Below are 12,136 nucleotides of genomic sequence, written 5' to 3'. Positions count from 1 at the left end.
ACTGGAGAAATCGGCAAAAAAAGCGAATTGAAAACCATACGAGCCTCCCCGAGGAATGCAAAATAAAAGTTGCTGATTTCTACCATCAGCAATTCTTATATATAACTTCGGATTTAGGAGGATGTTTGTCATGCCTTGCCATATGTCTGGTGAAGGGCTAAAAACAACCCCCCAGCCGAAGTCGAGGAGACGGAAGATGCCGGCCCACCTCCAGCGCGACCTCAGCGTCGGCGAAGTCGCGAAGCGCAGCGGCCTGGCGGTTTCCGCCATTCACTTCTACGAGGCCAAGGGGCTGATCAAGAGCCGCCGCAACGCCGGTAATCAACGCCGCTTCACTCGCGACGTGCTGCGTCGCGTGGCAATCATCAAGGTCGCCCAGCGTACCGGCATTAGCCTGGCCGAGATTCGTACCGCCTTCGATACCCTGCCGGATTTCCGGGCTCCTACTGCCGCCGACTGGCAGCGACTCTCGGCGAGCTGGCGGCACACCCTGGACGAGCGGATCGCCCGCCTCGCCCAACTGCGCGACCAGTTGGACCACTGTATCGGCTGCGGCTGCCTGTCGATGGGGGATTGCCCGCTGCGCAATCCCGAGGACGAACTGGCCGCCGAGGGTTCGGGGCCACGCTTGCTCGACCCCGATTGATTGGCCGTTATTCGGCTCCAGCGGCTCGGCACCGTTTAACCGCTCGTTAACCGTTCGGATACGTTTTCATCGGGGGCTGCTATCTTGGGGGGAGCCCAAGGAGAGAGCTACCATGCACGATTCACTCGTCCTCTATACCAACCCCATGTCACGCGGGCGCATCGCCCGTTGGATGCTGGAGGAGGTAGGCGCGCCCTACCGCACCGAAATCGTCGAGTTCGGTTCTGCCATGAAGTCGCCCCATTACCTGGCCATCAACCCGATGGGCAAGGTGCCGGCGATACGCCACGGCGAGACGGTCGTGACCGAGTGTGCCGCCATCTGCACCTACCTGGCCGATGCCTTTCCAATAGCCGGCCTCGCCCCGCCTCCGGTCGAGCGCGGCGCTTACTATCGATGGCTGTTTTTCGCGGCCGGTCCGCTTGAGGCCGCCATCACGGATCGCGACCTCGGCATGGAACCCAACATCACGCAGCAGGGCAGAGTGGGCTACGGCAGCATCGAGGCGGTGCTGGAAACGCTCGAAGTCGCCGTCAGCGCTCACGAGTTCATTGCCGGGCCCCACTTTACCGCAGCCGACGTCTACCTCGGTTCCCATATTGGCTGGGGGCTTCAGTTCGGCAGCCTGGAATCCTGTCCCGCCTTTATCGACTACTGGGCGAGAGTCAGCGATCGCGAGGCTTACCTGCGTGCCACTGCGCTGGACGACCAGTCGGCCCAGCCCTAGCTTCGGCATGGCGCGTCAGCGCCTGGCACGCACTCGTTCCGGTCACTGCTCGTAGGGCCGAGCCCATAAGTCGTCGGGCTGATGCCGGCTCAATATCTCCTCCGCTTCGGGCTTCGATTCGTCCGGCACGATCACCTTGACCTGATGGGTCTCCTTGTCAAAGTGAAGCTTCTCGCGCGGAAAATTCTTCGAGATGAGCTCGTCGTAGGCGTTGGTCGCCTTCATGAGGTCGTGATAGGTCGCCGTTACGGTCAGGGTCATACATCCTCCTTCCTTCTGGTTGTCTCCGAGCACGACGGCACCCCATGCGGGATGTCTTTTGCCTCCCTCAGTATAGTGAATGACTGTCGTCGTCCAGTTTCACCCGGCACGAGACCTTTTCTGGCTCGGTTTCTCGCTCAGGAGGGATCGGTCTCGACCAGCGCCCAATCATTGTCGGTAAGCGGCTCGGCGCCCCCGGGGGTGATCCGCACGGTATCGCTGAGCCCAATGCCCCATTGCCCCGGGATGCGCAGGCAGAGCGGCAGGTGAAAGACCATGTCGGCCTCGAACTCTCGCTGCTGCCCACGAGCGATGTAGCCGCTGCCCTCGACCCAGCTGGGCGGGAACTGGGCGCCGACGGCGTAGCCGAACACGCCCGAGAAGAACACTCGCTCGGCATGCGGCTCGAGCACGGCCTCGGCGGCCCGGGCGGCATCGTCGAAGCTGTTGCCGGGCCGCATCGTGGTGCTGAGGGCCTCGAACAAGTCGCGACATACATTGCGCAGGACCCGCATCTCGGGGCTGGCCCGGCCCGCCACCACGGTCTTCATCATCGGTGCGGTATAGCGCCGATAGGCGGCGCCGAACTCGAGGAATACCGGCTCGCCCGGGGCAATGCGGTATCGCTGGTGGTTGAGATGGATCACGCTGATACGCCGGCCAGTCGTGACGATGGGCTGCATGCTCATGAACTCGCTACCCGCCGCCAGCATGGCGCGCGCGCCTTCCGCGGCCACGTCGCCATCGGTCATGCCGGCGGCGATGACCCTTGTGGCCGCCTTGAGGCCCAGCGAGGAGATCCGGGCGCTCTCGCGCAGGCAGGCGAGTTCCGCCTCGCTCTTGACGATGCGAATACGGTCGAGCAGCTCGCCACCGTCGTCGCGAAAGCGTTCGACACCCAGGCGCACCTGCAATTCGCGCAGCACGCCGTGGCGCAATCCCGCGCCGTAGAGGTCCAGGCCAATGGCACGAAAAGGGGCCAGGGTCTCGGCCAAGGGCTCGATCACTTCGCCGATACCCTCCCAGCGATAGCCCAGCAGCTCATCGACCTGTGCGGTGACCACGGCCGGCCCGGTCTCGATGGAAGGCACCTGCAATATCAGCCGCTCGGCGGAGCAGACGAGGCAGATGTGCACCGATACCTCGAAAGTGTTGTACCCGGTCAGATAGTAGATGTCGGCGGGGTCCGTCAATAGCAGAGCATCCAGGCCGGCAGCCTGCATGGCGCCGCGCACGCGGGCCAGGCGGGCATCGAATTCGCTTGCGGGAAAGGCCAGCTCACTGGCCTCGAGCTGTGCCGCCAGGGCGTGGCGGTACTGGTGGTGATCCATGGCACGGCTCCGACGATGGTGAGACTCTCTCAGCAGTGTAGTCATGACTCGCATCACGTCAGCCGCCATCGAAGCGAAATAGGGCTGTTCCAGGGCAGGCCGGTTTCGTAGAATCCAGCCTCGTACCCGATGCAACAGGACAACGTTATGGGCAGGGCCTTTCAGAACCGCAAGGAATCCATGGCCAAGACGGCCGCCGCCAAGACCAAGGTGTACAGCAAGTACGGTCGCGAGATCTATGTCTGCGCCAAGCAGGGCGGCACCGACCCCAATGGCAACCTGACGCTGCGCGGCCTGATGGAACGTGCCAAGAAGGATCAGGTGCCCAGCCACGTGATCGAAAAGGCGCTGGACAAGGCCAGCGGCGTGGGCGGCGAGGACTACTCAGTGGCCCGCTACGAGGGTTTCGGCCCGGGCAACTGCATGGTCATCGTCGACTGTCTGACCGACAATCCCAATCGCACCTTCGGCGACGTTCGCGCCTGCTTCAACAAGGCCAAGAGCAAGCTCGGCACCCCGGGTAGCGTCAGCCACATGTTCGATCACTGCGCCATTCTCTCCTTTGCCGGCAGTGATGAAGAAGCCGTGCTGGAGACGCTGATGGAGGCCGATGTCGATGTCACCGACATCGAGAACGAAGAGGGTCACCTCACCGTCTTCGCCCCGCATACCGAATATGCCAAGACCAAGCAGGCGCTGATCGACGCCTTCGGCGAGATCGAGTTCGAGGTCGACGAGATTCAGTTCGTGCCTCAGACTACGACCCCGGTCGAGGGTGACGATATCGCCATGTTCGATAAGTTGATCGACGCCCTCAACGACCTGGACGACGTGCAGAACGTCTTCCACAACGCTGAAATCGATGCCTAGTACACGACATTGCGCCGGCCCGATTGGGCGCGGCGCAACTGTCAGGCCTTTTCAGGGCCTGCTTCAAGCTCCACTTTACGGTGTGGAACCGCTATCGCCAGGCTTCGAGCCGGAACCCGGGGCATGTGAAGTGCTGGCACCCGCAGCTCCCGTTCCAGTACCACTCCCCTGACCACTCCCCTGGGCAGTGGTACTGCTGACGCCAGTTCCGCCCTTGCTTGCCGCTGACTCACGTCCGGCATTCACGCCAGTCCCGGAGGCCGAGCCGGCCTTGGCATAACGCTCTTCGCTCGAAGGATTCTCCACGTAGCTCGACGCATTGGAGGAGTTCGTTTCACGCGCCGGTTGGGCACCATGCTCGCGGGCTTCCGATTTCACCCGTTCTGCAGTCTCGTGCAGTTTCTCTTGCGCCCGCTCGGCCTGCTCCTGGCCGGCTTCGGTGGCACGATGCATGGCGCGATCGCGGATATCGCCGAGATACTCATTCTCCACCCGAGTCGGCGAAAACAGGCTGCCGAGCACTGCGCCCATCGCTACCCCAAGAGCCCCGGCTACCAGCGGATGGTCCTGAACGAAGTGGCCGGCCTGGGAGCCGGCATCGCGCGCGCGATGGGTGATCGGCTGCCCTCCCTGGCCCTGGGAGCGCATGCTTCCGCCCATATGCTGAGCGCGCTCGCGCATCTGATCGCTCATGTGCTGGGCACGGTCACGCACCTGGCTGCCCATGTGCTGGGCGCGATTCTTCATATTGCCGGCCATATGCTGTGCCTTCTGCGTCATGCCGCCATGGCCGTGCTCATCCGAGCTATGCTGCGGCGTGGCACCCAGCGCAGCGGGGTCATGCCCCATGCTGGTAGTCCCGGCACCGCTGACCGTGCTGCCCGCCATGTCGCCGCCGTCAGGCATGCGCGTGGCAGGCATCGTCGAGCCGGGATAACCGCCAGCATAACGCCCACGGTCGTCGTGTGCATGGCTCGAGCGGCGCTGTGCGAGCAGCAGCCACCCCAGACCGATGCCGGTCACCATGACGGGCAAGGGGTTTTCACGAATCGCTCTTCCGATTGAGGTGACGGCATCTTCGGCCCCGCCATGACGTAGGTAATCGTAGGTAGTATTCATAAGCTTTTGGGGAGAAAATCTCTCTTCAATTTCGTGTAGGGTCTCATCCAGACGCGCCCGCGTCTGATGAATCTCGTGTTCGATTTCGTCCGATGTGCGCCGGTCATCCTGCTGGCTCATTTGAGCTCCTCCTTGACCGCCTCTTCATGCTCCTGGGTCAGCTCCTTGTCGCGACGCAGGCTGGCCATGGTGCGCGTCGGCATCAGGCTCTCCTTCTTTAGCTTCTTGCGTCCCGCTTGAAGCATGATCAAGCCGATCACGACGACCACACCGCCAACGATCAAGGCGGAGAGCCATGGGGTCATTTCTGGAGGGAGTACGGTATTGAGGCCAAAGACAGCTGCAGCGAGGAGTACGAGAAAACCGCTGAACAGAACTGCCCCAGCCGTAGCGATCGATGCGATGCCACCCATGACCTTGGTGGTTTTCTCGCTCATCTCGACTTTGGCCAGCTCGGACTCCTTACGCACAAGGGCCGTCACTTCACGGGCCAACTCCGTAAATAGCGAGCCGAGCGAAGCACTTTCCGTCCTGATTCTGTTATCCGCTTCCATGAGGTTCTGCCTCCCTTAGCGTTACTCGACATTGGCGAACGTTAACGGCGAGAGCCGAGACGCTCAGTAGCGCGGTGAATCACCCTGGTTGTAGCGCGACGTATCGCCTTGGCTGGAGCTACGCAGGAAGCGGGACAGCATGAAGCCTGCGGCAACCGCGCCGCCAAAGAATACAGCTGGATGCTGGCGGCTGTAGTAGCGTGTCTGCTCCATCAGCGAGGAGAGATCGCGCTCGCGCAGAGTCTGCGAGAAAGCATCGGAACGCTTGGCCAACTCGTTGACGCAACCGGAGAAATAGGGCTGTTCCTGCTTGTCGAACTCGTCGGCCATCTTGTGCAGCACTGTCGAGACCCTTTCCGCCTGATCGGCCGCCGCCGACTTCTGCCGGTCGAGCAGGCTTTCAGCCTGCTGGCGCGCGGCGTCGCGCAGCTCGTCCTTGGTTTCGCTGGCCTCTTGCTTGAGTTCCTCGCGATCGATGCCGTGCCGGTCGTTGCTGTTGCCAGCGCTTGCTTCCGAACTCGCGCGGCTTTGGGTATCGCTCATTCGCCACCTCCATGTATTGCCGTGTGTCACCATTTCTCCGAAAGGGAGCACCATGCAACCAGTCCAATCGAGACTCGAAACTTGGCTGACACTCGCAAAATAGTACCCGTGAGAGGTGTGTCAATTGATATCGGAGCGGCTTGCGCCCGGCTTCACACTGGCGCAATGAGCGGTCAACAAACGTTACCTTTCTACCGCAGGCGGCTACATACGAAGCGCGACACAGACATTCGCTATGCTCACCAGCCTGGGGTTATTTACTCTGAAGACATGCACATGGCTTTGGCTGGCCCTATCCGCTCGCTCATGTCCCGGTGATCGGCCTAGTGAAAGCCCGGTAGGCTTCCCATACGTCGGCCACGCTTGCCTCGAAGAGGCGCTGGCCATGCTCCACACTGGCCAGGCTCGGGTCCGAGCCCATGCGGCCGTCGGGGAAACGGCGGCGGAACTCGTCGGCATCGCACTGGGCGCTGCCACGGGGAGCGATGCGCGGCGACATGGCGACCTGCTTGATTGCCTCGGGTCGGGCGAACCAGGAGAGCGCCACCTCCGAGGCGGTGGCATGGGTACCCTCTGCACCCCCGTAGAGCGACTCGGCCAGCTCGCGCACCCGGGGACCGGCGAACCAATTGTTGGTGGTGAGGTGGAGCTCACCGGCAGGCTGCGGCCCCAAGCCCATACTGCGCTCGGTGTAGATCTCGGCGAATGCCGCACTCAGGCTGGCGATGTTGCCGCCATGGCCGTTGAGGAAGAGCACATGGGTGAAACCGTGGCGCGCGAGCGACGTGACGGTATCCCGCAGCACGGCCATCAGCGTGATGGGGCGCAGGCTGATGGTGCCGGGAAATGCCAGGTGATGCTGAGCCATGCCAAGGTTCTGGGTCGGCGCCACCAGCACCCCGTGACGCTCGCCGATTTCCCAGGCAACCGTCTCGGGGCAGATGGCGTCGGTCCCCACCAGACCGTTGGGGCCATGCTGCTCAGTGGAGCCGATCGGCACGATGATGCCGGTTTCGCGCTGCAGGTAGGTCTCGACCTCCTGCCAGGTAGCGTGCTGCAGTCGCATGTCGCCTCCTCGAGATCAGCCTTGTGCGCCGCTACGATCGCAGCCCATCACGCCCGCCTTGGCCCAGCTCTCGCCGTCCACTTCGCTGAAGAACACCTGCACGCTCTCGGCGGGAACCGCGTAGACCTCGGCGAAGGCTTGGGTGATACGGCGAGCGAGTTCGCGCTTCTGCGCCAGTTCGCGTGGGAACTGCTGGATGGTCACGATGGGCATGTCGGCTCCTGTCATGGCGACTCATGGAAAGCCTCAATGGTCGACCCAACGGGACTTTCCCGCAACCACATGCCTGTTTGCACGCTTTATGGCACCGCTACTCTTCAGTTGACGGGTCGCTGTATTCCATACGCGACCACAGGCTACCCTGCAGCAGGTCGCAGCCCTGTTCACGCAGGAAGTCGACCTGCTGACGCGAACGGACCCCGCTAGCCGCCACGCGCACACCCAGCTCGTGGGCCATGCCGATGACAGAGCGAATGATGGCCTGGCGGCGCGGGTTGTCGAGACAATTGTCGATGAACAGCGCATCGAGCTTGAGCGTATCGATGGGGAAAAGACTCAGGTGGCCAAGGATGGAGTTGCCTCTGCCGAAGCCATCAATGGAGAGCCGCACGCCGATCGCCTTGAGCCGTTCGAGCACCTGACTGGCGTGGTCAGGGTCCTGCATCAGTCCGCCTTCGGTCAGCTCGATCTCGAGCAGCCCCGCCGGCAGACCGCTCTCCTCGAGCGCGGCGTGAACACTTTCGACCAGCACGTTGCCCACCAGTCCTTCCGCCGGCACGCCGACCACCACCCGCAGCCCCGAGCCGGCCTCGTACCATGACCGCGCATGCCGGCAAGCGCTGGCCAGCACCCAGGGGCAGATTTCACATAATTGGTCGTTCTCCCGGGCAGCAGGCATCCACTGTGCCGCCTCCAGCACGCCGAAACGAGACGAACACCAGCGGGGCTGGGCCGACACCGCCACGACCTGGCCACTGCGTGCGCACAGCAAGGGGCGATAGCGAAGCTCCATTTCGCCGCGCGCCAGGGCATCGCGCAGCTCGCAGCGCAGCGTAATGCGGTCGGGACCATCGTCGAGCAGGTCATGCGAGAAGACGCAATACTGCATGCTCCCCCGGGCCTGGGCTCGGCGCCGGGCCAGATTGGCGTGACGCATGAGCTCGGTAACCGTGCCGCCATGGTCGGGATACAGCGCAAGCCCGATGCAACAACTGGCGAAGAGGGCTCTCCCGGAGAGCTCGATGGGCTGACGAGTGCGCTCCTGCAGCCGCTCGATGAGGGGAATGACTGCCTCCAGGGTCGTCACGTCGGCCAATACCGCCATCACCTCGTCGCTGTCGAGCCGGTTGACACTGCCCTTGACGTCGATGACCTCGGTGACCCGTTGTGCCACCAGGCGCAGGCAGGCATCGCCCATGGGCCTGCCCAGTGAATGGTTGATCTCCTTCAAGCGATCGATATCGATGTGCAGGACGGCGACCTTGGTGCCCTGCTCGGCGGCATGTGCGAGCAGTGAGGCCAGAAGCTGCTCGGCGTGGCGGCGTGTCGCCAGGCCGGTAACTTCATCATGACAGGACTGGCTGACCGGATCCTGGGATCGGTTCTGGATGGCAAGCTGGCGCATGAGACTCCCTTCCCCGCGGATGTAACGCTTTTATTCGTAAGATATGAATCAACTAATACCGATTAACTCACTGAACTCACGCCAGGTCGTTGTCGTTATCATCTTGCTCTGTCCAAATATCATGCAAAACGCTTTGTAGTCAAAAGGGATTTTGTAAGCACAATAAAACGTACTTCACTTATTTTCTCAATGCTCTCAGTCACCTGTAATTAAAGAACGATGTTCCCTTTATTACGCAACCGCTCCGCCCTGTAACACACTGAAACGGCGATGTTCTTCTTCTCAGGCTAGCTTCATGACTAGGAGCTTGGAATGTGCTGAACCGCTGAATGTCTATGGAAGGAGACAAACCATGCCAGCCAAATCAGAAGCCCAGCAAATGGCAGCCGGCGCCGCCCTCGCCGCCAAGCGCGGAGAGAAGAAGGTCAGCGAACTCGAAGGTGCGTCGAAGCAGATGTACGAGTCGATGGATGAAAAGGAACTCGAGAAAATGGCTTCCACCAGCCAGAAGGACAAGCCTACCCACAATCGCAAGTCGTGAGCCCAACGCCGGTTTTGACCGCTCCCCGCAAATGGCGTCTAGGCTTAAGTTGTTGCAGGCCATTCAGCCTATGCCAGTAGGCCAGGGAGACTCGCGATGCTGGAACGCGATGTGGATGTTGCCGTAATCGGGGCCGGCACGGCCGGCCTTAGCGCTTGGCAATCGGCCAGGCAGTATCATGACCGGGTAGTGCTCATCGAGGGTGGCGAGCCCGGAACCACCTGTGCCCGGGTAGGCTGTATGCCTTCCAAGTTGCTGATCGCTGCCGCCGAGTCGGCCCATCAGGCACACGAGGCCGCAGGCTTCGGCATCGAGGTCGGAGGCATCGAGGTCAACGGACAAGACGTCATGGCCCGCGTCAGGCGTCAACGCGACGCCTTCGTCGAGAGCGTGCTCGACTCCATGCAGCGCATCGAGCCCGACAATCGCATCATGGGCCACGCCCGCTTCGAGGATCCCCATACGCTACACGTTGGCGACGATCTAAGCCTGCGTGCCCGGGCCATCGTCATCGCGACCGGCTCGCGCCCCCACAGCCCTAAGGCTTTCGCTCCGGCCGGCGATCGTCTGGTCGACAGCGACGCCATCTTCGAATGGCAAGACCTGCCCGAATCGGTGGCCGTGTTCGGCTCCGGCATCGTCGGCCTGGAACTCGGCCAGGCACTCGCCCGCCTGGGCGTGCGGCTGCGCATGTTCGGCAAGAGCGGTTCACTCGGCCCGTTCCAGGACCCGGCACTGCGCGACTACGCCGAGCGTACCTTCAATGGTGAGTTCTACCTGGACTCCGCGGCTCAGATCGAGTCCATCGAACGTGATGGAAGCCAGGTGGCGGTCCGTTTTCACGAGCGTGACAGCGGCCGGCGCCTGACCGAACGCTTCGACTACCTGCTGGCCGCTACCGGACGCCGCCCCAACCTCGACCGTCTCGACCTGCAGAATGCCGGCCTGCGGCTGGATGGCAAAGGGGTTCCCGACTACAACCGCTTCACCATGCAGTGCCGCCAGGCCGGTAACGAGGGCGCCGGCAGCCATATCTTCATCGCCGGGGACGCCAGCCAGGAGCTGCCGCTACTGCACGAAGCGAACCAGCAGGGCCGCATCGCCGGGCACAATGCCGGCCGCTACCCCGAGCGCCGCGCCGGCCATCGCAGCACGCGGTTGTCGATTGCCTTCACCGACCCGCAGATGGCCACGGTGGGGCTTAACCGCGACGAAGCGGCACAGCGCTTCGGCTGCGACGGTGTCGCCGAGGGAGAGGCCACCTTCGAGGATCAGGGCCGTGCCGTGGTGATGCGCCAGAACCGCGGCCTGATGCGCCTGTACGCCGAGCACGGTTCCGGCCAGTTCCTCGGTGCCGAACTGTTCGGTCCTCGCGTGGAGCATATCGCTCACCTGCTGGCCTGGTCGCTGGAGCAGAAGATGGGGGTCGAACGCATGCTGGAGATGCCCTTCTACCACCCGGTGCTGGAGGAGGGCCTGCGCAGCGCCTTGCGCGACCTCAACAGTGCGCTGCTGCAGGGCCCGGCCATGACCGAGCGGTGCCTGGAGTACGGCCCCGGCGGGTAAAGGGCTGCCTTGCTCCGGATCACACGGAAGCGTACATCCAGCGGGCTCGCCCTGCCTCCTTGGCACGGTAAAGCGCCTGGTCCGTGCGGCTGTAGATCTGGTTGGCGCTGGCTTCACGCCGCTTGTCCACGAGGCAGAGCCCGGCTGAGACGGAGACGTTGGCGTGAGGTCCGGCGGGCGCCGGCTCGCCCATGGCTTCGATGGCAGCAAGCAATTGGTCGGCCATTTCTGCGGCCTGCTCGGGAGTATCGGTGCGGTACACCACGCCGAACTCCTCGCCTCCGAGACGGAATACCACATCCTCCCCGCGGGAAAAAACCTGAGTGGTCACGTCGGCGAGGCGTTTGAGCAGTTCGTCCCCCTGAGGATGGCCGTAGACGTCGTTGTAGGCCTTGAAGCGATCAACGTCGAACAGCAGGAAGGCCAGCGAGCGGTCATCGTCATCGCGCCGCGACAGTTCGCGCTCGAGCACCTCGATAAAGGTACGCCGGTTGTACAACCCCGTCAGTGGATCGTGACTGGCCAGCTCGTTGAGCTTCACGCTGACGGCACGCAGCATGGAGATCGCCTGCTTGCGATGGTGCACGTAAAGCGCCATGACAGCCGCCTGGAACAGCATCACCACGGTGATGGTCAAGGCCCCGTCGAGCAGCATGGCGTTATCACCCAGATCGGGGCCGAAACCCGAGGACAGCAGGATGTTGAGGCCCGCCGTCATCAGCAAGGTGCCGGCTAAACCACGGCGGATGTCATCGAGCAGCAGGAAGGCCAGGGCAGGGTAGATAAGCGGCAACGTCATCGTCAGCGGATTCTCGGCTCGAACGACCGACAACCCCAGCAAGGAGACGAACAGGAACAGATGGGTGACGTGGGCTGCCCGGGAGACGGCCAACCCTTGGCGCATCCCAAAGATGACGCCAATGGCGATCACCAGTCCCGCCATGTCGATGGCCAGGCGACCCGGCGTGAACTCCAGCACGCCCAGTACAATCAGCAGCAGGAACAGCGCCCAGATCAGAATACTGGCGCTCTGCACCAGATTGAGCAGGGTTATGCGCAAGTAGTCGGGGCAGCTCTCATAGGTGCGCCCGCCCGAGGTCATCAGGTCGCGCCAGAAGCGCTGGAGTAGCCCCCTGATCCCCTTCGGCGGGCCGTCATTGGCTGGGGAAAGATGCTGCTCCACCAGGATCCGCTCTGGCTTGTTCATTCACACCTCGCCCATCACGTTTTGCCATATCGGCCTGCGCTCCAACGGACGAGGCCAAGCACAGCGTAACGTAATGAAGCG

Annotated in this window: 14 protein-coding genes; 5 read left to right on the top strand and 9 right to left on the bottom strand. The window is 62.7% G+C overall.

Annotation, left to right across the window (positions count from 1 at the left end; translation table 11 throughout):
* The first annotated feature begins 196 nt into the window (after positions 1 to 196).
* Together soxR and HNO52_RS03410 are read left to right on the top strand one after the other, a co-directional pair.
* Positions 197 to 646, top strand: coding sequence for a redox-sensitive transcriptional activator SoxR (gene soxR, locus HNO52_RS03415; RefSeq protein WP_197567792.1), 450 nt, complete (start codon positions 197 to 199; stop codon positions 644 to 646).
* A 112-nt stretch (positions 647 to 758) separates the two neighbouring features.
* Positions 759 to 1,373: a glutathione S-transferase family protein gene (locus HNO52_RS03410; RefSeq protein WP_197567790.1), complete on the top strand. Its 615-nt coding sequence runs from the start codon at positions 759 to 761 to the stop codon at positions 1,371 to 1,373.
* A gap of 42 nt (positions 1,374 to 1,415) precedes the next feature.
* Here HNO52_RS03410 and HNO52_RS03405 read toward each other — a convergent pair whose 3' ends face one another.
* Entirely contained in the window at positions 1,416 to 1,634 is a 219-nt protein-coding gene (locus HNO52_RS03405; RefSeq protein ID WP_197567788.1) for a hypothetical protein, read from the bottom strand.
* 137 nt (positions 1,635 to 1,771) lie between these two features.
* Positions 1,772 to 2,965, bottom strand: a complete 1,194-nt coding sequence (locus HNO52_RS03400) for a M24 family metallopeptidase (RefSeq protein WP_197567786.1) — start codon at positions 2,963 to 2,965, stop codon at positions 1,772 to 1,774.
* Between the two features lie 147 nt (positions 2,966 to 3,112).
* Here HNO52_RS03400 and HNO52_RS03395 point away from each other — a divergent pair, with 147 nt between their 5' ends.
* Positions 3,113 to 3,835 carry a YebC/PmpR family DNA-binding transcriptional regulator gene (locus HNO52_RS03395; RefSeq protein WP_197567784.1) on the top strand — a complete coding sequence of 241 codons (723 nt, stop codon included), beginning with the start codon at positions 3,113 to 3,115 and terminating at the stop codon, positions 3,833 to 3,835.
* 75 nt (positions 3,836 to 3,910) lie between these two features.
* Here the strand turns inward: HNO52_RS03395 and HNO52_RS03390 are convergent, their stop codons facing one another.
* The 6 genes from HNO52_RS03390 to HNO52_RS03365 all read right to left on the bottom strand — a co-directional run bounded on the left by HNO52_RS03390 (position 3,911) and on the right by HNO52_RS03365 (position 8,741).
* Positions 3,911 to 5,074: a DUF3618 domain-containing protein gene (locus HNO52_RS03390; protein WP_197567782.1), complete on the bottom strand. Its 1,164-nt coding sequence runs from the start codon at positions 5,072 to 5,074 to the stop codon at positions 3,911 to 3,913.
* Positions 5,071 to 5,508, bottom strand: a complete 438-nt coding sequence (locus HNO52_RS03385; protein ID WP_197567780.1) for a phage holin family protein — start codon at positions 5,506 to 5,508, stop codon at positions 5,071 to 5,073. Before HNO52_RS03385 ends, HNO52_RS03390 begins: the two co-directional genes overlap by 4 nt.
* 63 nt (positions 5,509 to 5,571) lie before the next feature.
* The gene (locus HNO52_RS03380; RefSeq protein WP_197567778.1) at positions 5,572 to 6,051 is read right to left on the bottom strand and encodes a hypothetical protein; all 480 of its coding nucleotides are present in this window, start codon (positions 6,049 to 6,051) and stop codon (positions 5,572 to 5,574) included.
* Positions 6,052 to 6,355: 304 nt separating this feature from the next.
* On the bottom strand, positions 6,356 to 7,117 hold the full coding sequence (locus HNO52_RS03375) for a creatininase family protein (RefSeq protein WP_197567777.1): 762 nt from the start codon (positions 7,115 to 7,117) through the stop codon (positions 6,356 to 6,358).
* Positions 7,118 to 7,132: 15 nt separating this feature from the next.
* Complete coding sequence (locus tag HNO52_RS03370) at positions 7,133 to 7,330, bottom strand: tautomerase family protein (RefSeq protein WP_197567775.1); 198 nt, start codon at positions 7,328 to 7,330, stop codon at positions 7,133 to 7,135.
* 97 nt (positions 7,331 to 7,427) lie between these two features.
* Positions 7,428 to 8,741, bottom strand: a complete 1,314-nt coding sequence (locus HNO52_RS03365; RefSeq protein ID WP_197567774.1) for a putative bifunctional diguanylate cyclase/phosphodiesterase — start codon at positions 8,739 to 8,741, stop codon at positions 7,428 to 7,430.
* A gap of 352 nt (positions 8,742 to 9,093) precedes the next feature.
* Here HNO52_RS03365 and HNO52_RS03360 point away from each other — a divergent pair, with 352 nt between their 5' ends.
* Positions 9,094 to 9,282, top strand: coding sequence for a DUF3008 family protein (locus HNO52_RS03360; protein ID WP_159549396.1), 189 nt, complete (start codon positions 9,094 to 9,096; stop codon positions 9,280 to 9,282).
* A gap of 96 nt (positions 9,283 to 9,378) precedes the next feature.
* Positions 9,379 to 10,848: a dihydrolipoyl dehydrogenase gene (locus HNO52_RS03355; protein ID WP_197567772.1), complete on the top strand. Its 1,470-nt coding sequence runs from the start codon at positions 9,379 to 9,381 to the stop codon at positions 10,846 to 10,848.
* Positions 10,849 to 10,867: 19 nt separating this feature from the next.
* Here HNO52_RS03355 and HNO52_RS03350 read toward each other — a convergent pair whose 3' ends face one another.
* The gene (locus tag HNO52_RS03350) at positions 10,868 to 12,055 is read right to left on the bottom strand and encodes a GGDEF domain-containing protein (RefSeq protein ID WP_197567770.1); all 1,188 of its coding nucleotides are present in this window, start codon (positions 12,053 to 12,055) and stop codon (positions 10,868 to 10,870) included.
* Positions 12,056 to 12,136 lie beyond the last annotated feature (81 nt).

The sequence above is a fragment of the Halomonas sp. MCCC 1A13316 genome, from assembly GCF_014931605.1.
In the GTDB taxonomy this organism is placed as follows: domain Bacteria; phylum Pseudomonadota; class Gammaproteobacteria; order Pseudomonadales; family Halomonadaceae; genus Halomonas.
Note: the sequence above shows the minus strand (reverse complement) of the source record. Positions and strands in the feature narration are given on the sequence as shown.